Source organism: Bacillus sp. F2HM (genome assembly GCF_019266135.1).
Taxonomy (GTDB): Bacteria; Bacillota; Bacilli; order Bacillales; family Bacillaceae; genus Bacillus; species Bacillus safensis.
This window is the reverse complement of sequence record NZ_LRMO01000019.1, coordinates 125,231-144,010: the sequence shown is the minus strand read 5'-3', so window position 1 is coordinate 144,010 and position 18,780 is coordinate 125,231. Positions and strand designations below refer to the sequence as shown.

26 protein-coding genes, 1 tRNA gene and 1 riboswitch are annotated in these 18,780 nt (G+C 42.8%); of the genes, 9 read left to right on the top strand and 18 right to left on the bottom strand.

The features are described from left to right. Positions 1-48: 48 nt before the first annotated feature. From AWT60_RS13030 to AWT60_RS13020, 3 genes are all read right to left on the bottom strand, one after another. Positions 49-121 (bottom strand) — tRNA-Val (locus AWT60_RS13030). Between the two features lie 132 nt (positions 122-253). Continuing rightward, positions 254-1,432, bottom strand: coding sequence for a cystathionine beta-lyase (gene metC, locus AWT60_RS13025; RefSeq protein WP_218677340.1), 1,179 nt, complete (start codon positions 1,430-1,432; stop codon positions 254-256). Then, complete coding sequence (locus tag AWT60_RS13020) at positions 1,429-2,547, bottom strand: methionine biosynthesis PLP-dependent protein (protein ID WP_125586482.1); 1,119 nt, start codon at positions 2,545-2,547, stop codon at positions 1,429-1,431. The genes metC and AWT60_RS13020 overlap by 4 nt, the downstream gene beginning before the upstream one ends. Before the next feature lie 78 nt (positions 2,548-2,625). Then, positions 2,626-2,747, bottom strand: a riboswitch (SAM riboswitch). 221 nt (positions 2,748-2,968) lie between these two features. On the opposite strand from AWT60_RS13020, the gene AWT60_RS13015 reads away from it, so the two are divergent. Genes AWT60_RS13015 through AWT60_RS13005 form a run of 3 tightly spaced genes read left to right on the top strand, consistent with a single transcriptional unit; the run spans position 2,969 to position 4,718 of the window. Then, entirely contained in the window at positions 2,969-3,709 is a 741-nt protein-coding gene (locus tag AWT60_RS13015; protein ID WP_034282018.1) for an alpha/beta hydrolase, read from the top strand. Positions 3,710-3,761: 52 nt separating this feature from the next. Next, a complete protein-coding gene (locus tag AWT60_RS13010) occupies positions 3,762-4,277 on the top strand; it encodes a YjcG family protein (protein ID WP_024426454.1) in 516 nt (171 codons plus the stop codon). A gap of 6 nt (positions 4,278-4,283) precedes the next feature. Then, a complete protein-coding gene (locus AWT60_RS13005; protein ID WP_075622833.1) occupies positions 4,284-4,718 on the top strand; it encodes a GNAT family N-acetyltransferase in 435 nt (144 codons plus the stop codon). 82 nt (positions 4,719-4,800) lie between these two features. On the opposite strand, the gene AWT60_RS13000 is transcribed toward AWT60_RS13005, so the two are convergent. Further along, positions 4,801-5,058 carry a hypothetical protein gene (locus tag AWT60_RS13000; protein ID WP_024425007.1) on the bottom strand — a complete coding sequence of 86 codons (258 nt, stop codon included), beginning with the start codon at positions 5,056-5,058 and terminating at the stop codon, positions 4,801-4,803. Positions 5,059-5,184: 126 nt separating this feature from the next. On the opposite strand from AWT60_RS13000, the gene AWT60_RS12995 reads away from it, so the two are divergent. After that, complete coding sequence (locus AWT60_RS12995; RefSeq protein WP_218677339.1) at positions 5,185-7,497, top strand: ATP-dependent helicase; 2,313 nt, start codon at positions 5,185-5,187, stop codon at positions 7,495-7,497. Between the two features lie 16 nt (positions 7,498-7,513). Here AWT60_RS12995 and spoVIF read toward each other — a convergent pair whose 3' ends face one another. The 5 genes from spoVIF to AWT60_RS12975 form a co-directional block, all read right to left on the bottom strand. After that, positions 7,514-7,771, bottom strand: a complete 258-nt coding sequence (gene spoVIF / locus AWT60_RS12990; protein WP_034282022.1) for a sporulation-specific transcription regulator SpoVIF — start codon at positions 7,769-7,771, stop codon at positions 7,514-7,516. Positions 7,772-7,909: 138 nt separating this feature from the next. Next, the gene (locus AWT60_RS12985; protein WP_024426457.1) at positions 7,910-8,047 is read right to left on the bottom strand and encodes a YjcZ family sporulation protein; all 138 of its coding nucleotides are present in this window, start codon (positions 8,045-8,047) and stop codon (positions 7,910-7,912) included. Positions 8,048-8,131: 84 nt separating this feature from the next. Next, complete coding sequence (locus tag AWT60_RS12980; protein ID WP_041110165.1) at positions 8,132-8,353, bottom strand: hypothetical protein; 222 nt, start codon at positions 8,351-8,353, stop codon at positions 8,132-8,134. 87 nt (positions 8,354-8,440) lie between these two features. Further along, entirely contained in the window at positions 8,441-8,569 is a 129-nt protein-coding gene (locus AWT60_RS18535) for a hypothetical protein (RefSeq protein ID WP_255290946.1), read from the bottom strand. Between the two features lie 71 nt (positions 8,570-8,640). Then, a complete protein-coding gene (locus tag AWT60_RS12975; RefSeq protein ID WP_024426459.1) occupies positions 8,641-8,991 on the bottom strand; it encodes a DUF1360 domain-containing protein in 351 nt (116 codons plus the stop codon). Positions 8,992-9,158: 167 nt separating this feature from the next. On the opposite strand from AWT60_RS12975, the gene AWT60_RS12970 reads away from it, so the two are divergent. The 5 genes from AWT60_RS12970 (at position 9,159) to AWT60_RS12950 (ending at position 11,806) form a co-directional block, all read left to right on the top strand. Next, entirely contained in the window at positions 9,159-9,554 is a 396-nt protein-coding gene (locus AWT60_RS12970; RefSeq protein ID WP_224426357.1) for a spore coat protein, read from the top strand. Positions 9,555-9,596: 42 nt separating this feature from the next. Beyond that, a complete protein-coding gene (locus tag AWT60_RS12965) occupies positions 9,597-9,929 on the top strand; it encodes a hypothetical protein (protein ID WP_041110161.1) in 333 nt (110 codons plus the stop codon). Between the two features lie 88 nt (positions 9,930-10,017). Then, on the top strand, positions 10,018-10,521 hold the full coding sequence (locus tag AWT60_RS12960) for a spore coat protein (RefSeq protein WP_073979836.1): 504 nt from the start codon (positions 10,018-10,020) through the stop codon (positions 10,519-10,521). A gap of 146 nt (positions 10,522-10,667) precedes the next feature. Then, positions 10,668-11,159: a CotY/CotZ family spore coat protein gene (locus tag AWT60_RS12955; RefSeq protein WP_003211658.1), complete on the top strand. Its 492-nt coding sequence runs from the start codon at positions 10,668-10,670 to the stop codon at positions 11,157-11,159. A 203-nt stretch (positions 11,160-11,362) separates the two neighbouring features. Further along, entirely contained in the window at positions 11,363-11,806 is a 444-nt protein-coding gene (locus tag AWT60_RS12950; protein WP_024426462.1) for a CotY/CotZ family spore coat protein, read from the top strand. Between the two features lie 35 nt (positions 11,807-11,841). Here the strand turns inward: AWT60_RS12950 and AWT60_RS12945 are convergent, their stop codons facing one another. The 9 genes from AWT60_RS12945 to tenA all read right to left on the bottom strand — a co-directional run bounded on the left by AWT60_RS12945 (position 11,842) and on the right by tenA (position 18,773). Next, the gene (locus AWT60_RS12945; protein WP_218677338.1) at positions 11,842-12,528 is read right to left on the bottom strand and encodes a CotO family spore coat protein; all 687 of its coding nucleotides are present in this window, start codon (positions 12,526-12,528) and stop codon (positions 11,842-11,844) included. 114 nt (positions 12,529-12,642) lie between these two features. Then, complete coding sequence (gene fabI / locus AWT60_RS12940) at positions 12,643-13,419, bottom strand: enoyl-ACP reductase FabI (protein ID WP_024425017.1); 777 nt, start codon at positions 13,417-13,419, stop codon at positions 12,643-12,645. A 150-nt stretch (positions 13,420-13,569) separates the two neighbouring features. Next, entirely contained in the window at positions 13,570-14,376 is an 807-nt protein-coding gene (thiD, locus tag AWT60_RS12935) for a bifunctional hydroxymethylpyrimidine kinase/phosphomethylpyrimidine kinase (protein ID WP_218677337.1), read from the bottom strand. 16 nt (positions 14,377-14,392) lie between these two features. Beyond that, a complete protein-coding gene (locus AWT60_RS12930) occupies positions 14,393-15,406 on the bottom strand; it encodes a thiazole biosynthesis adenylyltransferase ThiF (RefSeq protein ID WP_218677336.1) in 1,014 nt (337 codons plus the stop codon). After that, positions 15,403-16,170, bottom strand: a complete 768-nt coding sequence (locus AWT60_RS12925) for a thiazole synthase (protein ID WP_025093416.1) — start codon at positions 16,168-16,170, stop codon at positions 15,403-15,405. The genes AWT60_RS12930 and AWT60_RS12925 overlap by 4 nt, the downstream gene beginning before the upstream one ends. A 4-nt stretch (positions 16,171-16,174) precedes the next feature. Next, positions 16,175-16,378, bottom strand: a complete 204-nt coding sequence (gene thiS / locus AWT60_RS12920) for a sulfur carrier protein ThiS (RefSeq protein WP_024426466.1) — start codon at positions 16,376-16,378, stop codon at positions 16,175-16,177. Continuing rightward, complete coding sequence (gene thiO / locus AWT60_RS12915) at positions 16,375-17,487, bottom strand: glycine oxidase ThiO (RefSeq protein ID WP_098676821.1); 1,113 nt, start codon at positions 17,485-17,487, stop codon at positions 16,375-16,377. Before thiO ends, thiS begins: the two co-directional genes overlap by 4 nt. Further along, positions 17,471-18,088 carry a thiazole tautomerase TenI gene (gene tenI / locus AWT60_RS12910; RefSeq protein ID WP_197203159.1) on the bottom strand — a complete coding sequence of 206 codons (618 nt, stop codon included), beginning with the start codon at positions 18,086-18,088 and terminating at the stop codon, positions 17,471-17,473. Before tenI ends, thiO begins: the two co-directional genes overlap by 17 nt. Further along, on the bottom strand, positions 18,063-18,773 hold the full coding sequence (tenA, locus tag AWT60_RS12905) for a thiaminase II (RefSeq protein WP_218677335.1): 711 nt from the start codon (positions 18,771-18,773) through the stop codon (positions 18,063-18,065). The genes tenI and tenA overlap by 26 nt, the downstream gene beginning before the upstream one ends. Positions 18,774-18,780 lie beyond the last annotated feature (7 nt).

Genomic DNA, 18,780 nt, shown 5'->3' with positions numbered 1-18,780 from the left:
TCGTTTTCAGAAAAACAAAAAACCCTTGCTAGGCAAGGGTTTAAACGATGATTCCGACTGGGCTCGAACCAGCGACCTCTACCCTGTCAAGGTAGCGCTCTCCCAGCTGAGCTACGGAATCGGGTTATGTATCAGTTCTGGGCTTTCTGTTACTGACAGTCTCTATTATATAACCATAATAATAAAGCGTCAATGGTTTTGTTTAAAAAAGGTCAAAAAGCCGGCGGCCGTGCCGGCTTTTTTCTCTCCTTCTTTATGATTGGTTCACAAGAACTGGCTTTAACTGATCAAGTGCTTGTTTGAAGTCGCGTTTGAGATCTTCTCCGTTTTCAACTCCGACACTTAAACGAAGCAGCCCATCTGTAATCCCTCTTTTTTCTCTTTCTTCTTTTGGCATAGCCGCATGTGACATTTTGGCTGGGTACGACAGAATGGATTCGACGGCGCCGAGGCTGACGGCGAATACAGGTAATGTGACAGCGTCCACCAATTCTTTGACTGCCGCTTGGTTTTCTAGTTCAAATGAGAGAACCGCTCCTGCTCCGCTTGCTTGCTTGCGCTGAATATCTGCCCCAGGATGATCGTCTAAGCCTGGATAGTATACTTTTTTCACCGCAGGATGTTCTTTGAGGAATGTAGCGAGTTCAAATGCCGTTTGGCTTGCTTTTTCTAATCTCACCTGAAGGGTTTTTAACCCCCTTAACACAAGCCAGCAATCCTGCACGCCAAGGACCGCTCCGAAAGAGTTTTGCAGCGAATAGAGTTCGTCTCCGAGCTTCTCATCTTTCACCACAGCTAAGCCTGACAGCACATCACTATGACCGCTTAAAAATTTCGTTGCGCTGTGCAGAACAACGTCAACACCAAGGTCCAGCGGACGCTGAAGCGCAGGTGTTAAAAACGTATTATCTAAGAACGTCAGACAGCCATGCTCTTTCGCAATCTGTACGACACCTTTAATATCTGTAATGCCTAGTGTTGGATTTGACGGTGTTTCCATGTAAATGACCTTTGTATTCGATTGAATGCCTCTTTTGACTTCATTCAAATCGGTCATGTCCACGAAGGTATGCTCAATTCCAAATCTTGAAAGAACTTGGGTGATCATTCGGAAAGTCCCGCCGTACACATCTCTTGTGACAAGGACGTGATCTCCCTTTGATAATAGAAGAAAAGCGGTCGAAATGGCTGCCATGCCTGATGCAAAGGCAAGCCCTCTCGTTCCTCCTTCCAGCGCTGCAATCGTATCCTCTAATGCTTGACGTGTCGGAGTTCCCGATCTGGAGTAGTCATATTGGCCAAATTCATCGAAGCTGCTTTGATGAAATGTGGATGCATGCTGAATGGGTACACTGACTGCACCTGTTGAACGGTCTGTTTTAAACGCATTATGAACGAGTTGTGTTTCAAGTGTCCAATCGTGTGTGGTCATTTGGCGTGTACCTCCTCTTTTACTTGTGAGAGTGCCTGTTTCAGGTCTGCTTTCAGATCATCTACATGCTCGATGCCAACAGAGAAACGGAGCAGCTTGTTACATACACCGTTTGCAATGCGAATCTCTTCTGGAATATCCATATGCGTTTGTGTCGCAGGATACGTAATGAAGCTTTCGACTCCGCCAAGGCTTTCAGCAAAACAAATCGTTTTCAGCTGCTTCAAAAATGGATTGACCCATTCCTCTTTGGCTACTCGGAATGACAGCATGCCTCCCTTTCCTGGGTAAAGCACATCTTGAATTTCTGGCTGCTTCTCTAAAAACTGTGCCAGCTCCTTCGCATTTGCCTCGTGCTGGCGCATTCTAAGAGCCAGTGTTTTCATTCCTCTCATTAAAAGCCATGAGTCAAATGGTGATAGAACCGCTCCAATCGCGTTTTGATGCTGGAACATGTCTTCAGACAGCTGCTCTCCTTTTGTCACCACAAGCCCGGCAAGAACGTCATTATGTCCGCCTAAATATTTGGTTGCGCTATGAATGACAATGTCCGCTCCAAGCGTAATCGGCTTTTGCAAGACTGGTGTGTAAAAGGTGTTATCGACAATTACCAAAGCGCCATGCTCTTTTGCAATCTTCGCTATTTTTTGAATATCTGCTTCCTGCATCAGTGGATTTGTCGGTGTTTCAATAAAGACCGCTTTTGTGTTTGGCGTGATTTTAGAGCGTAAACAGTCTTCATCTGAAAAATCATCATAAAGAAAACGTAAGCCGTACTTTTTCCATTCGTTTTCAAACAAACGGTATGTACCGCCATATAGGTCTGAAGAGACGATGAGTTCATCTCCGCTTTCAAATAGAGCCATGATCGTTTGAATCGCCGCCATTCCCGAACTGAAGGCAAAACCGGCCGTCCCTTCTTCGAGTGAAGCAATTGCATCCTCTACGAGCTGTCTTGTTGGGTTTTTCGTTCGAATGTAATCAAATCCTGTAGATTCACCTATCCCTCTATGTCTGTATGCTGTCGAAAGATAAACGGGAGGACTGACAGTGCCAGTCACCTCTTCGCTACGGTTTCCAATCTGCGCTAATTTCGTTTCCACATGTTCTGTCATTTGACACCATCCTAAGTAAAAATCTGATTTCAAAACAGAAAATCCCTTCTTCATAAGAAGAAGGGGTTTAATCGCTTCCTCTTATCTTCCAAGCAAAAAAGCTGCTTGCTGGATTTAGCACCTTGGTACATCACATGAAGTGATGCATACCGGTTGCTGAGGTTTCAAAGGGCCAGTCCCTCCACCTCTCACGATAAGAATGTGTTGTCTGTCTGTTCTAATTCTTAATACTGTAACCCATTAAATCTCATTTTTCAAGGGGAAATGTCATGATTAATTAAAATTTTCTGTATTTTATAACAGAATCGATGTTATACGGTTTGATTGCATGTTAGCATATAGGAACAACGCTGTTTTTCATGTTACAATGAATGGAAACGTTTCACTTTATGATGAATTTGGTTAGCTGGAGGAATGGATTATGGTGAAGAAAACAGGAATCATTCAAGAAGAAACCTTACAGTCAAAAGAACTTGGGGCGGACATGACCATTTTGATCTATTTGCCAGTCAATTACTCCCCCCTTTATACATATCATGTCATCATTGCCCAGGATGGTCATGATTATTTCCGCCTAGGCAAAATAGGCAGACAGGCAGAAGAATTGATGCAAAACAAAGAAATGGAACGCTCGATTATCATTGGTGTTCCTTATGAAAATGTCACGGAAAGACGAAACACGTATCATCCAGATGGTACAAAGTTTGAAGCGTATAAACGCTTTTTAGCAAATGAACTGGTCCCTTATATTGATAAACACTATCCAACCTATCAAATTGGATCAGGACGAACGTTTATTGGTGATTCACTGGGTGCGACGATTTCTCTCATGACAGCCATTGATTATCCTTCTTTATTTGGCGGGCTGATTTTGCAGTCCCCTTACGTTGACGAGTCGGTTCTAGAAGCCGTCAAACAGTCAACAGCCCTTTCTCATTATGCCATTATCCATCAAATTGGGCTTGAGGAAACGGCTGTGAAAACAACAGATGGCCAGGTGCTTGATTTTGTTCAGCCGAACGAAGATTTAAAGACCCTTCTTGAACAATCTGGTGCGGATTACTTATTTGAGACATTCGAAGGGGATCATAAATGGACGTTTTGGCAGCCGCTCATTGCGCCTTCGTTAAAAAGAATGCTCCCATATTCGTTAATCAACTGAATTTTGTTATAATAAACAATAATAAATACTTTCTTATTCAGGAGGGAACATGATGAAATACGGAGTTGTTATATTTCCATCAAAAAAATTGCAAGATATTGCGAACTCTTACCGGAAGCGTTATGATCCGAACTATGCACTCATACCGCCTCATTTAACATTAAGAACACCTTTTGAATTAACGGATCTAGAAGCGGCTGAGGTCGTCTCAACGTTAAGAGATTATGCAAAAAATGCTTCTCCTATTACGTTACGTATTAAAAAATTCAGTTCATTCGCTCCTGTAAACAACGTCATTTATATGAAAGTAGAACCGAACGAGGACATCATGGCGCTCAATGAAAGATTGTACGCAGATCCACTTGCTGGTACACCTGAATATGCCTTTGTTCCTCATGTGACAGTCGCTCAAAAACTATCAGATGATGAGCATTCAGACGTACTTGGCACATTAAAGCTGAGAAAGATTGACCATGAAGAAACAGTGGATCGCTTCCACCTTTTATATCAATTAGAGAACGGTTCTTGGACCGTCTATGAAACATTTATTTTAGGAGAAGAGGGTTAAAGACATTTGAAAACAGTCATCGTAACAGAACAAACACAACGAGAAGATGCATATTATGTACGAAAAGAAGTATTCGTAAAAGAACAAGAAGTTCCAGTAGAGATCGAAATAGATGAACTAGAGGACAAAGCCACCCATTTTGTCATTTACAATGATGACAAAAAGCCTCAGGCAGCCGCTAGACTGCGGATCATTGAGGGTTCAAAGGCAAAGCTTGAACGCATTTGTGTGTTAAAAGAGGCGCGCTCCTTCGGCCTTGGCCACAAACTATTAGAGGCGCTAGAAACAGAAGCGATTGCTAATGGAGCAAAAGAAGCGGTTATGCATGCCCAAGTCCAAGCTCTTCCTTTCTACGAAAAGAAAGGCTACAAAGCGGTTTCTGAACCGTTTGAAGAAGCAGGGATCACACATGTCAAAATGACAAAAACGCTGTCTGTTTGACCAAAAGAAAAGCCAGAGCATTCAAGATGCCCTGGCTTTTTCTTTTTCATTATCGTTCGCCACAGGAAGAAAGCGCAATCATTTATATATACGTATTGATATGAATGCCCTTTCCTTCCTCCATAAACATATCTCGTACAAAGCGTTCCCGCTTTTTTTGCTGTACTTTCGTTTCCGCTTCTGTCACTAAGTCCTCTTTTTTCTCCAGCTCTCTGTATATCTTGTCATGAAAGGTGCGAGTAACCTTTGTTACTTTCGCATAGTCTTCTTTATCCTGAGGAGCTGGACGATTGATATATTGAAAATACAGATCCGGCTGAATCGGGGCTATATATCCCATCAAGAACGCCTCCTTTGCTTCTCTTCTATTCTACTATTCCCTAATTATGACTGTTTGAAACACGCCTCATTTGATATGATTAGATGTGTTTCGTTTTAAGATTGATTGACTATTGGAGGACTAGCTTTGAAATGCGCACGACGATATGATCGAACGATCTCATTACATATGTATTCGAGAGAACACTATCAATTCCTCCATGACGAGGGAAAAAAAGGACAATTATTCTGCCCATATTGCGGACAACCGGTCTTTTTTAGATTAAATATACATGATGAACCTGCCTTTATTCATAAGCACATGTCTCAGCAAGAGATATGTGAAAAAGCTGAAGAACAAGCAGATCATCATCAAACGGCTGAACAAGAGGAAAAGACTTCCTATAAAGAACTCGGAGGCTTCCGTTTTCCAACCGGCAAACAGATCATCTCGCAAACGAGCGAATCATATGACTGGCAGGAACCAAGGTCGATTCAATTTAGCGATGCCTTACATTTAGAAGAGAATGAAGAAGTTCATACGATCGACCTCTTCCCGCATATCACCTTTAGCACACCGCAGCTTCAAGCTGTCACACATTTAGATGGTCCGATGCTTGTGCTGGCTGGTGCCGGCAGCGGGAAAACAAGAGTCCTGACGGCTAGAGCGGCTTATCTCATGTCCCATCATCATATTCCTGCTCACCATATTTTACTCGTAACTTTCACCACAAAAGCGAGCAATGAGATGAAAGAAAGGCTGCGTAAGCAATATCAGCTTCATCCTTCACAAGCCAGCCAAGTGGTGACAGGCACCTTCCACAGTCTTTTTTATAAAATGCTGCTTCACGATGACGCAAGCAAATGGAACGGCCAGCATCTGATCAAGTTTGACTGGCAAAAGGAGCAATACATTCGAAAAGCCATTATGAATGAAGGACTTGATGAGAAAGACTACCCTACCGATCAAGTACTGCAATCGATCGGCTATTGGAAAAATGCCTTTTTACCAGGTGAACTTCCTGATTTGAATGATGAAAAGGAAAAACACATGTGGACGATCTATCAATCATATGAACAGCAAAAACGAGATCATCAGCAATTTGACTTTGATGATATGGCGATTGCCTGCTTACATATGCTCACAGAACAGCCAGAACTGCTAAAACGGTATCAAGAACGATTCCAGTATATTTTAGTGGATGAATTTCAGGATATTAATCCAGTGCAATATCAATTAATTCAGCTTTTAGCCGGAGAATCAGAGCAGTTATTTTGTGTAGGGGATGATGATCAAGCCATTTACGCCTTTAGGGGTAGCAATCCTGCTTTCATTCTTGAATTCAAACAGGACTATCCTTCGGCTCAGATCGTCCATTTACATGCGAATTACCGGTCTCACCATACGATTGTCGCAAGTGCTGATGCGATTATTAAGAAAAATCAGCATCGTTATGAGAAGACGTTAAAAGCCGTGCGCGCGGAGAAAATTCCTCCGACGCTCTTCTATCCATATGACGAAGAAGAGGAAGCGACGATGATTGTCGCAGATATTCAGGAGAAAATTAAAAATGGTGCAAAGCCGAATGACTTCTGCGTGCTGTTTCGAACGAATACAGGCGGCCGTGCGATTTATGAACGGCTGCATCAATCGGCGATTCCATATGAGACGGATGCTGGCGTCAAAGCCTTCTACAGCAGACGAATGGTTCGGGTACTCCTCGCCTTTCTTTCCTTAAGTCAGGATGCAGATGATGTGGCCGCCATAAAACAGCTGCTGCCCGTTTTCTTTTTAAAGCAGCAAACCCTGAATACACTAAAGGCACTGACCATCACAGAAGATTGCTCAATGATAGAAGCGCTTGGAAAACTGACAGATATACAGCCGTTTCAACGGAAAAAGCTGCAATCAATTGTTCCTTTGTTCCGAACGTTACGGACGTTAAAGCCATCGGACGCAGTGACATTTATTGAACAAAAAATGGGACTCGGGGATTACTTAAAAAAACGGGTGAACGATACGAATGTACTTGAAAAAGGAGCGGATGATGTACGTGATGTGAAAACAGCCGCCAAACGCTTTGAAACGATTGAAGCCTTTCTCGCACATGCCGAACATATGAAGTCTGCCGAAAAGGAAAAAACAGATGAACCCGGTGTTCAGCTCATGACGATCCACCGCGCAAAGGGACTTGAGTTCCAGACAGTATACATTACTTGTGTGGTCGACGGGGCACTTCCCCATGATTTCTCACTGGATGAACTCAGAAACGGTGATGAAGAAGCGCTGGAAGAAGAGCGCCGTTTATTATACGTTGCTATGACAAGAGCTGAACAATCTCTTTATCTGTCTGTTCCATCATTTAGACGAGGAAAAACGGCTCATCGTTCTCGCTTTTTATATCCTCTTCTAAAGAAAAACCGTGAATTATTTACGCAAAAACAACAGGCCCCCCTTTAAACGGAGAGCCTGTTGTTTATTTTTTGTTGTTCATCATTTTAGAGATTGTATTGAAATCAAGCTTTTCTTTTCCACTTGTAATCGATTGAACGATTTTGTCTTCCATTTCTTTAGGTACACGTTTGTTCGCAAGCTGTGCTACTTTTTTAATGACACCTCGAACGGTATTCTCATCTTTAAAGTTGGCATTTTGCAAAGAACCTGCAAGTTTAAACACATCATTCATATTCACACCGGTTTTGTTTTCTACGCTTTTAAAGAATTTATTATCCATTCATTTGCCTCCTCTTTGTGGAGTAATCACCTTACTATATGAAAATAGGCGAGATATGTGCCTATCCTAAAGCCTTGTTTGACCAAAGAGAAAGGAAAGCAAAAGGCTTCCCCCTTGCTTCCCTCACCTTCTTACTTTTTAGTAGTTAAAGAAAGAAGCACCAACGATGATTAAAAGGATGAAAAGCACAACGACAAGAACAAATGTTGATCCATATCCGCCGCCGTAGCCACCACCGTAGCCGCCGCAAGAACCGCCACCGTAACCGTAACTCATATATAAGCACCTCCTCTTCTCCCTTACAAAGTATGAAAAATGAAAGAAATGGTTTGGACGATCACATAAAAAAGTGCGGAATTTTTATTTCTGCTGTTTAAAGATGTAATCTGCCTCTCTATGACGCACCATGAATGCTTCTGTTTCCTTCGCAAAAGCATCCATCTTCACGCCAAATGCTTTTAAGTGCTCCTCAAGATCATTCGCTTTATCCGTTAGATCCAATTCAGCCTTCTCGTGCGCTTGTTCTTTCCCATCATGAGGTTTAGTGAACAAGGAACCGATTAATTGTTCGAATGCATCCATTCTGGTCACCCCTTCTCTCTTACATATGCATCACTCAAAAAAAGGGCAACAAAAAAACCGGATAAATCCGGCTTTTGTTTTTCTCTTCTATTGAGGTTTCTTTTTGTTTCCACAGCCGCAGCCTGTTTTCTTGATTTTCTTCGTATATACAGATTGTTGATTTGACTGCGCTGGATAACCTTGAAGCGTATGTGACGGCGTTTCGTTTGGTTTCATCGCAACCCTTCCTTTCCTATTCCATGATAGTATATGCATTTGTTGAAAGCGTGTCTGATCAGAATGCCTGTTTATTTCACAAGCTTTGAGACGACCGCTTCAATGATGCCTGCTGCTGCGGCAATCGCTAATAGTAAATTAAGCCACATACTAATGACAGGAAAAAGTATGTATATCAGAAGTAAGGCAGCAGTGCACCATATGCCAGTACACCAATAACAGCTTAACAGTTCTCCAACCCAAGACCGCAGTCCTTCCCCTTTAATGATGATATATGTTTCGACCTCACCTTGTTCGTTTACCTCTTCCTGTTCTTCATGAAATAGACGGCGGAAAGGGGCCGTAATGGTATCAAACACAATCAGTCTCGTCAGTCTAAAGGATGCGAGGGCAAACACGACAAATGACAAAGCACCGCTCAGAAGCCTCCACCTCCTTCTTTCTTCTTTTTCCGTCCTTTCTTTATATATGCAAGAAAAAAGACCGTCATGATGAATCGAGCGGAAATAAAATTGGGTTGTACTTTTTCACACTTTCCGATTCCACCTTGAGTCCTTCCTGCATTAAATAATGTATAGATAAGAAAGGAGTGAAAGTATTGTCTATTGAAGAAAGTGCTGAAATATTATATACACAACTGTTAAACGAATTAATCAGCAATTATGATGATTTCATTGAAATCAAAGATTCCGAAAATGTCACAATTCATAAAACAGATGTAACAGCTGCACTCTCCCTTCAAGCGACCGTAACGACAATCATTACTCTTTTAATCCAAATTCTTGTACCAGACGATGAATTGGCTGCTGACATCACAGACCAGCTTTTAGCTGTGCAACAAGTGGAAGTCCAAAAGAAAACTGTGATTCAAATCATCAACTGCTATAACATTACGATTACATTATCAGATGCATCCATTATGAACTCCGTCCAAATTCTCACTCAAACATTGAATGTGCTCTTAGTTGAAGCCGGCATTCTTTGACCCTTTCTTTTTCTAATGACGTATGAAAGAGGTGAAATCATCGTGGCTGAAGAGAACGAAAAAAAGGAGTTTCAAATCAATACTGATATTGATCCATTAACAAGTCTTCTTGTAAGTGATGTGTTAAACAAAAACAATATCACTGATGATCAGAAAGCAAATATCTCAGATGATCAAAGAAGAATGATTTTGAAATTAGTGGAGGACTTGCAAAAGAAAGCAAATGATTTCGTAGAACAGCAGCAGGAGAAAAAAAGGCAGGCTGAGGCAGCAAAACAGCCGGAACAAGAGCCTGAACCAAAAGTACGTCCAAAACGAAATTCACTTCGAAATCGTATTCAGCAGCGCCGTGATGCGCAGCGTAATAACGATTAAATAAAAATGGGTTGCCTGCTAGGGTAAATGCCCGAGACAAAACCACGCATTCCAGCATTTAATAAAGTAAACGGAAGGAGGAATAGAAATGGATTCTAAACCATATTCTTGGGTCGCTCTAGATCGTAACTGTACACACCACGGACACCACGGACACCACAGATACCACGACGATTGCAACTATGAAAGAAAAGCACTTTGTGACGATTATTATGATGACGAAGATGTCTTACAAGATTTGGATCAAGTAAGCTTCACAAAGCAGACATCTGAAGAAGTCATTATCGTCAGAGACTCTTGTGACATTAATGTCTCTTCTGTTGATGCACAGGTTGCAGCATCTATCCAAGTAGCGATTCAAACAGCGATCATCACGATTACAAATATCTCAATCGCAGACGGTGATTTGGCAGACCGCGTCACGCAGGATCTCTTACAAGCTGCTACTCACAAACAAACAAACCGCCAAAAACTTGTCATCGAAAATTCAAGAAACGTTACAGTATCTACAATCGATGCGGACATCTCTATCGCAATCCAAACACTTACTCAAACACTTGTTGCGACAATCGTTGCAATCGGTATCCTCTAATGTCCAAAAGCAGAGCGAAAAGCTCTGCTTTTCCTTTTATCAAAATACATCAAATATAAATGGTCATTTACCCACACCAACTAGCGGGCGCATACATATGTTGTTAAGGACTAAAGTCAAATACCTTGTTAAAGGAGCTGAAATCCATGAGCTGCGGAAAACACCATGGCCGACATGATGAAAACTGTGTATGCGATGCGGTTGATAAGATTTTAGCAGAGCAGGAAGCTGTAGAAGATAAATGTCCTACGAGCTGCTACAGTAATTTATTAAGCCCAACAGTTTCTGGAAAAGATACGATTCCGTTTTTACTTTTTGATAAAAAGGGCGGGTTGTTCTCTACTTTCGGAAACATCGGAGGATTCGTTGACGATTGCCAATGCTTCGAATCTATTTTCTTCCGGGTCGAAAAATTACACGACTGCTGTGCTACGTTATCTGTATTAAGACCTGTTGATGTACACGGACATACGCTAAGCGTGTGTCACCCTTGTGACCCTGACTTCTTTGGTCTAGAAAAAACGGACTTTTGTATTGAGGTTGATCTAAACTGCTTCTGCGCAATCCAATGCTTAAACCCAGAGCTTGTCGACAGAGTCATGCCATCAAAAGATAAAAAGCATCATCACCACGGCTAAATCAACAGGCCGCTCATCTAACTTGTCATGAGTCAAAGCATCCCCTTCCTCACGAAAGACAGCCAATGATGCGGAGCAGTCAGCATAAGAAGCGGCCGCTTCCGCATTGGTTAAAAGTAGATGCACGAGCCGGCAAAGATAGCTTGAAGATGATGACAGTGCTCAAACACTCAAACAAATTTCCTAGTATAGGAGGGTTGAATATGAGCCGCAATCATTCATGGAGCTGTGTAACAGAGGCTGTTGAAAACATTAGCGACTTGCAAAATGCTGTCAAAGAAGATTGCCCGACCAGCTGTTACAGCAATCTCCTTTCTCCATCACATTCATTAGGTGACACTGTCCCGTTTGTTCTCTTTACATCCAAATCAAAACCATTCGTCGCATTCGGAAACGTCGGAGAAGTAGATGCAGGCCCTTGCTTCAGCACTGCATTTTTCAGAGTCGAACATATCTGTGATCACTGTGCAACACTCAGCTTGCTTATCGCATTTGACAAAGACCGTCATATTTTAGATTTTACAGATAAAGATTCCTTATGTGATGTGTTCCGATTAGAAAAATCGAAGTATTGTGTTGAAGTAGACCTTGACTGCTTTTGCGCAATCGAGTGTCTAAACCCAAGACTCATCAATCGTAACTGCTAATAAAAAAAGTCCCTAAATGGGACTTTTTTTATTAGTTAAAAACCTAGCGGGTGAATGGAAGAAATCTCAGCAATCGCTAATTCAACTGGATTTCCCCCGCCTGCTGTACGAATGATCACTGTATCATCTTTTCGATCCATGATGATTCCTCTATATGTTTTACCATCAGCTTCAATCAGACAAAGAGCCCTTGGCATATTATGAGGCAGTCTTGTGAGAAAATCGACTTTTTCATCAATACTCATCTGACTTAAAGGCTTTTTCACTCGTTTTCTTCTTGGTTCTTCTTTTGTTTCATGAAAGACACCTTCTGGCTGGTTTCCCTCTTCTTCTTGAGACTCTCGCTTTTGTATGAGCTCTGGTTCTTGTGGGATCTCTTGTTCCTGCGCTGGCTCGGCTTCTTCTGTGATCTCTTGTTCCTGTTCAGGCTCGGCTTCTTGTGGGATCTCTTGTTCTTCTGTAAACTCAACTTCTTGTGTCATATCTCGTTCATGTTGAAGTTTAGGCGGCTCGGCTTCTTTTTTATGCTCTATTTCTTGAGCTGCAGGCTCCTCCTGCGTGCTTTCTTCGATCACGTCTTTTGCAGTGGTCTCACTTTCTGGCTGTTTTTCTGATTTCTTTCGCTTTCTCACAATATTTTGCATGGCCGGCTTTGATTCATGATAGCTCGGCTGAACAATATACATCAGCGGCTTTTGATTCTCATCACCTTTATTTGACATACTAATCCCTCCCGAATGATTCATTCCTTATATATATGAACGGAGGCCTTAAATCAGAAGAAAAATAAAAAAACAGCATACCCTTCATCGGTATGCTGCAAGTCATGTATTCGTTTAACGGGCAATGATATGGAAGCCGGAATCAACATGCAGATTCTCACCTGTCATGCCGCGAGATAGATCACTGAATAAGAATAGAGCGGTATCGCCAACTTCTTCAGGAGTTGTTGTACGGCGAAGTGGTGCGCGCTCTTCAATATCCTTCAGAATGGTATTAAAGCCGCTGATGCCCTTTGCAGATAACGTACGAATTGGACCAGCAGAAATACTGTTCACGCGGATGCCTTCTGCGCCTAAATCAGCTGCTAAATATTTCACACTTGCTTCAAGTGATGCTTTTGCTACACCCATTACGTTGTAGTTTGATACAACACGTTCTCCGCCTAGGTATGTAAGCGTCACAATGCTTCCACCCTCTGTCATCAATGGACGTGCTGCTTTTGCTACAGCAGTTAATGAGTATGCACTAATGTTGTGCGCCAAAAGGAAACCTTCACGGTTCGTGTTCAAGTATTCGCCAACAAGCTCTTCCTTGTTTGCAAATGCAATGGCATGCGCAACGCCATGAATGACTTGTACTTTTTCTTTAATTGCAGCAAAACATTTTTCGATTTCTTCATCACTTGTCACATCACATGGAAGAATGATTGAATCATCACGCTCAAGTGTGCTTGCCAGCTCTTTTACCGATTCAGCAAGACGATCTCCAACATAAGTAAAAATCAAACGAGCTCCAGCTTCATGAAGTGAGCGGGCAATTCCCCAAGCGATGCTTCGTTTATTGGCAACACCCATCACCACGATATTACGGCCTTCTAAAGAAAAGTTCATATGTAATAAAGCCTCCTATTTTTTCAAGACATAGTATTAGTACCTGATCATAATATTATCACAGATCATAAGAGAATGACAATTTCCGCTGAAAGAAAGTTTCATTTTCGCGAAAAAACCGTCTTCATAAGTGAAGACGGTTCGATTTCTTTATCGTTTGATTCTGTTTTGCTGATAAGCAAAATGGTTCGTAGGTCCGTGTCCAGCTCCAATACGCAAAGGGAATTTAATGGCTTCATGAACAAAGGTTTCTGCTGTTTCAAAGGCTTCCTGCATCGAATATCCTTTCGCAATTTCAGCTGTTAATGCTGCTGCAAACGTGCAGCCTGTGCCATGTGTATGCGGTGTATCAATATGTTCATTTGTGACTTCAATAAAGCCTTTTCCATCATACAGCAGATCTGTAATCATCCCATCAGATGGCCCATGGCCGCCTTTGATCACGACATGTTTCGTACCGAGCTCATAAAGGCGCTCCGCTGCCAGATAGCGGTCCTTTTTCGTCTGAATTTGTATCCCTGTCAGTACTTCTGCTTCAGGAAGATTCGGCGTTACTGCATAGCTGACAGGCAGCAAGTGTGTTTTCATCGCAGAGACCGCATCTTCATTTAATAAAGAGGCCCCTCCTTTTGCGATCATGACTGGATCTACAATCAGCTTCATATCATATTGAACCGTTTTTTCAGCTACAATCTTGATCATGTCTGCACTCCACAGCATCCCTGTTTTGACGGCATCTGGCGGTAAGTCTTCTGCCACTGCATCTATTTGACGCTCTAACGCCTCAATTGAAAGCGGGTATATCCCATGAACACCTAGTGTGTTTTGCGCAGTAATCGCTGTGATCGCAGACATTCCGTACACACCGAGCTCCTGAAAAGTTTTCAAATCTGCCTGAATGCCTGCTCCGCCGCCAGAATCAGAACCCGCGATTGTGAATGCTTTTTTGATCGTCATTTCTTCACACCTCTCATTAGCCAATCCATTGATGATAAATGGTTCTTGCTTTGGCAATATCATTTGTACCATGAACAAGCGCTCTGCCATCTTTAAATAAGACAAGCTTAAACTCATCCTTTTGACACGAAAGCAAATATGGATTTTCAAGCACATCCATTCCTGCTTTCTTTAACCGAAGAGCTACTTCATGTAAAGGCGGCGGTGTTTCTGCTGCACTGCGGATTTGTACCGTATTGCGGCCGCATAGTACATCTGCCTTCGCTCTCTTGTCATATGAAAGAAATGGATAGGTCTTCAGTCCACAGCTTGGACATTGCTTCTTCTTTAAAGACGCGGCCGACCGAATGTCAGACCGTTCATTTTTCCATAAATCGAAGGATTTTAAAATTGGCGTCACTTGATGTCCTGTTAAATATTTAAGTGCATCTGCCACTTGATATGCCGCCACCTGCTGCACAACTGGACTAATGATACCTGCTGTATCACATGTCATGCCTTGTGCGGGCAAATGTTCAAGCAGACAGTGTAAACACGGCGTCTCACCAGGGATCACTGTGAATTGAATGCCGTAACTTGCTACACAGGCCCCATAAAGGAACGGTATTTGATGTTTGACAGCGGCATCATTTGCTATCATTCTTACCTCAAAATTATCCGCTGCATCGACAATGATTGAAACCTCTCTGACAAGTTCGTCAATATTGTGAGCAGTCACATCGATTACGATTCCTTTGATGTGCACGTCACTGTTTACTTGCTTGAGTCTTTTTTCAGCCGCCACAGCTTTTGGCAGTCGATCCTTCACGTCTTGCTCCGTGTAAAGCTGCTGACGCTGAAGGTTGCTCCATTCAATATAATCTCGGTCCAAAATGGTGACAGATCCAACGCCGGCACGAACGAGCATTTCAGCACTTGCGGTTCCAAGTGCCCCCGCTCCAATAATGATCGCCTTTGAGTCATTTAGCCGCTTTTGCCCCTCTGTTCCGATTGGCTGAAAAAGCTCTTGGCGTGAATAACGAGTGCTCAAAATGACGGCATTCCTTCCTGTGGACTGCTCGCTGTCCCATAGTTTTTTAGCGGAATACGTCCTGCCTCATAGCCTAGTCTTCCTGATTCAATCGCCAGTTTCATTGCTTTTGCCATTTTCACAGGATCCTTTGCACCAGAGACAGCGGTATTTAGTAATACAGCGTCTGCTCCAAGCTCCATCGCATAAGCTGCATCCTTCGGAGAACCTACGCCAGCATCAATAATGACCGGCACCTTCGCCTGCTCAATAATAAATGAGAGATTCAAAGGATTTAGTAAGCCTTGGCCTGAACCAATTGGTGAAGCACCTGGCATGATGGCATGGACACCGAGTTCTTCTAATTTTCTTGCCAGCACCACATCATCAGATGTATATGGCAGCACGATAAATCCTTCCTCGAGCAGCATTTCAGATGCTTTTAATGTTTCAACTGGATCTGGCAAAAGAGACCTTGAACAGCCAATGACTTCTACCTTGATCATGTCACAAAGTCCAGAAGCCTTTGCTAAACGGGCAATACGCACTGCCTCTTCTGCTGTACTTGCTCCAGCTGTATTCGGAAGCAGCGTATATTTTGATAAATCAAGCTGCTCCAAAAAATTAGGCTGAGATGCTTCGAATATGTTCATTCTTCTGACAGCAAAGGTTAAAATTTCGGCTTCCGATACGTTCACCGCTTCTTTTTGAACCTCAAATGATGGGTACTTTCCTGTTCCGAGTAATAGTCTTGATGTGAATGTTTTTCCGCCAATGTGCAGCATTGGATCATCCTCCTCCTACGAAATGAACGATTTCAATCGTGTCATTTGGTTGAATTTCTACTTGTTGAAACGCTTCTTTATCAATGATTTCATGGTTCTTTTCAACGATCACCACACGGTTTTCAAGCTGATAGGCTGATAGCAGATCATAGATCGTTCCATTCTCTTGATCGAAATCAACGATTCTGCCATTCAATTGAATCTTCATACGAATAGTGCCTCCTTTCGTCCAATACGAAACGCGTGTAGCCATTCCTCTTTGACCGGTTCGTCTAATATCAGGTCACGAATGATTTCTCCAGTAATCGGCGCAAGTAAAATGCCATTCCTGTAATGCCCTGCAGCAAAAAGAATACGCTTGTCTTCTGGATGTCTTCCGATATAGGGATGCCGATCGTTTGTCGCCGGACGAAGGCCTGCCCAGCACTCTTCAATCGGCATCTCCTTAATAGAAGGCATAAGCTGAGACGCCTTTTGAATCACAGCTTCCATGCCGCCAAGCGTTGGAACAGCCTGCCACTCGTTTGGCTTCATTGTTGCGCCGATAACAAGCTTTCCGCTATCTCGCTGAACGATATAACAATGATCATGATAAATGGTGTGTGCGAGCGCCGGACCATTATTCCATACAGACACACATTCCCCTTTTACTGGATAAAGAGAATGCGATAATCCGAGTTCTTCAAAAAAACGGCCAGACCATACACCACTTGCGATTGTCAAATCATCACATGTGAATGTGCCCTTCGTTGTTCTGACAGTTAACGCTTCTTTGCCCCGCTTCACATCGATAACAGGTGTACACTCTTTCACATCTGCTCCGTACCGGACCGCCGCCTGCCATAAAGCCCTGCATACAGCGTAAGGCTCCACATGCACATCCTCTTCAATCAAACCTGCTCCCAGCATGTGATCTGTAACTTGAGGCATACATTTTTTTACGCTGCTAGCGTCAAGCCATTTAAATGTAGACAAATGCTGCATCCGGCAAAGGGCTTGTTTCTCTTCTTCTGTAAAGGCGACCTTCATGATACCGCCCGCTGAAGTTCGAATATCAATGCCTGATTCATGCAGAAGATCGACTTTTAATTTTTCATACAATGCCTGGCTTGCTCTGCCTGCCTGAAAGAAAACATCCTCATGACCCTCTCCTTCAGCATGTGCACCGAGCATCCCGGCAGCCGCACTTGTCGTTTGCTTCCCTATCTCACTCGCTTCAAATAAGACCACCTGTTTTCCTGCTTTTGCAAGGTGATAGGCGATGGAGACCCCTATGATTCCACCACCAATGATTGCAACGTCATAATGCTTTTTCATAAGGATTCTCCTTTACCTTTTCAGAAAATGCTTGTGCCATCATACGCGGCTGATGATGAGCAAAAATCCCAGACATGACAGCAATTCCTTTCACATTTGCTTGTTTCAATTCTGGAACTCGTTCTGGGGTCACCCCGCCGATGGCCATCACTGGAATCGTTAGTGCAGAAGTCAGTTCTTTCACAAGCTGTACACCTCTTGCCTGAAGTCCTGGTTTACAAGAGGTAGCATATATGTGCCCAAACATGACATACTCTGCTCCATTTTTCTCTGCTGCTTTCGCTTCTTCTATCGAATGGACAGATACTCCCGCATGAAGGTGAGGAAATTTTTTTCGCAGCTCTTTTGGCGAAAAGCTGTGGCCCGGGAGATGCACCCTGTGAATATTGGTAAGCAGTGCAACGTCTACTCGGTCATTGATCACGAGCTTTTCTTTCGGCACACCTTCTAAAAGGAGATTCTTCACGAGATCAACAAGCTCACTTGCTGTTTTAGACCGTTCCCGAATATGAATAAAATCCACTTCAGACGCTATGGCTTTTATTTGTTTGATCAGTTCACCCGCAGAAAGGGAATCATTTGTCACTGCGTGGAGTTCCATTTGCACCAACCCCATCTAAGCAAGCTGTTTGCCACAATTCTTTTTGATACGCCATCTCCCAAAAGTGATATTCGTAATAGCTTGAAATCACAAAATTTTCTTTCATATTGGCGCGTACATGTTCTGGTGCTTTTTCTGCTAGTTCCTCAAAGCGGTTCACCTGTTCGAAAACGAGTTCCTTAAACCAATCGCCTCCGTATGTCAAAATCCATTCTTGGTAAATTGGATGGTCAGGTGTTGTTTGTTTCAGCTTTTCACCTACCTCATAATAGAGCCAGTAACACGGTAATAACGCGGCTAAAATCTCTTCAAACCGTCCACTTTTTACAGATCGGTACATATGAGAGGTATACGCATAAGCAGTGGGAGAAGGCTTAAAGTTCTCAATGGCTTCATCAGAAATTTGCAGAAGCTCTGTAAATTTCCTATGCAGCGACAGCTCTGCTTCATACGTGCCCTGGGCATGATACGCCATTCTGCCCGTCGTATGTAAGTCCTCACTCATCGCCGCTCCATATGCCTGCACCTTTGCAAAATGAGTTAAATAATAAGAATCCTGCATCACGTAATAGGTGAAACGATCGAGTGAAAGTGTTCCATCTCCAATCCCTTTGACAAAAGGATGTGTAAAGCTTCCATTCCACCATGTTGCTGCAGCCTCTTTACATTCTGTTGAAAACGTCATGTTCCTC

Excerpts from the sequence above, each read along its gene's own strand:
- metC (WP_218677340.1), bottom strand. The coding sequence starts at position 1,432 with ATGACCACACACGATTGGACACTTGAAACACAACTCGTTCATAATGCG.
- AWT60_RS13020 (WP_125586482.1), bottom strand. The coding sequence starts at position 2,547 with ATGACAGAACATGTGGAAACGAAATTAGCGCAGATTGGAAACCGTAGC.
- AWT60_RS13015 (WP_034282018.1), top strand. The coding sequence starts at position 2,969 with ATGGTGAAGAAAACAGGAATCATTCAAGAAGAAACCTTACAGTCAAAA.
- AWT60_RS13010 (WP_024426454.1), top strand. The coding sequence starts at position 3,762 with ATGAAATACGGAGTTGTTATATTTCCATCAAAAAAATTGCAAGATATT.
- AWT60_RS13000 (WP_024425007.1), bottom strand. The coding sequence starts at position 5,058 with ATGGGATATATAGCCCCGATTCAGCCGGATCTGTATTTTCAATATATC.
- spoVIF (WP_034282022.1), bottom strand. The coding sequence starts at position 7,771 with ATGGATAATAAATTCTTTAAAAGCGTAGAAAACAAAACCGGTGTGAAT.
- AWT60_RS12985 (WP_024426457.1), bottom strand. The coding sequence starts at position 8,047 with ATGAGTTACGGTTACGGTGGCGGTTCTTGCGGCGGCTACGGTGGTGGC.
- AWT60_RS12980 (WP_041110165.1), bottom strand. The coding sequence starts at position 8,353 with ATGGATGCATTCGAACAATTAATCGGTTCCTTGTTCACTAAACCTCAT.
- AWT60_RS18535 (WP_255290946.1), bottom strand. The coding sequence starts at position 8,569 with ATGAAACCAAACGAAACGCCGTCACATACGCTTCAAGGTTATCCAGCG.
- AWT60_RS12960 (WP_073979836.1), top strand. The coding sequence starts at position 10,018 with ATGGATTCTAAACCATATTCTTGGGTCGCTCTAGATCGTAACTGTACA.
- AWT60_RS12955 (WP_003211658.1), top strand. The coding sequence starts at position 10,668 with ATGAGCTGCGGAAAACACCATGGCCGACATGATGAAAACTGTGTATGC.
- AWT60_RS12950 (WP_024426462.1), top strand. The coding sequence starts at position 11,363 with ATGAGCCGCAATCATTCATGGAGCTGTGTAACAGAGGCTGTTGAAAAC.
- AWT60_RS12945 (WP_218677338.1), bottom strand. The coding sequence starts at position 12,528 with ATGTCAAATAAAGGTGATGAGAATCAAAAGCCGCTGATGTATATTGTT.
- fabI (WP_024425017.1), bottom strand. The coding sequence starts at position 13,419 with ATGAACTTTTCTTTAGAAGGCCGTAATATCGTGGTGATGGGTGTTGCC.
- thiD (WP_218677337.1), bottom strand. The coding sequence starts at position 14,376 with ATGACGATCAAAAAAGCATTCACAATCGCGGGTTCTGATTCTGGCGGC.
- AWT60_RS12925 (WP_025093416.1), bottom strand. The coding sequence starts at position 16,170 with ATGCTGCACATTGGCGGAAAAACATTCACATCAAGACTATTACTCGGA.
- thiS (WP_024426466.1), bottom strand. The coding sequence starts at position 16,378 with ATGAAGATTCAATTGAATGGCAGAATCGTTGATTTCGATCAAGAGAAT.
- thiO (WP_098676821.1), bottom strand. The coding sequence starts at position 17,487 with ATGAAAAAGCATTATGACGTTGCAATCATTGGTGGTGGAATCATAGGG.
- tenI (WP_197203159.1), bottom strand. The coding sequence starts at position 18,088 with ATGGAACTCCACGCAGTGACAAATGATTCCCTTTCTGCGGGTGAACTG.
- tenA (WP_218677335.1), bottom strand. The coding sequence starts at position 18,773 with ATGACGTTTTCAACAGAATGTAAAGAGGCTGCAGCAACATGGTGGAAT.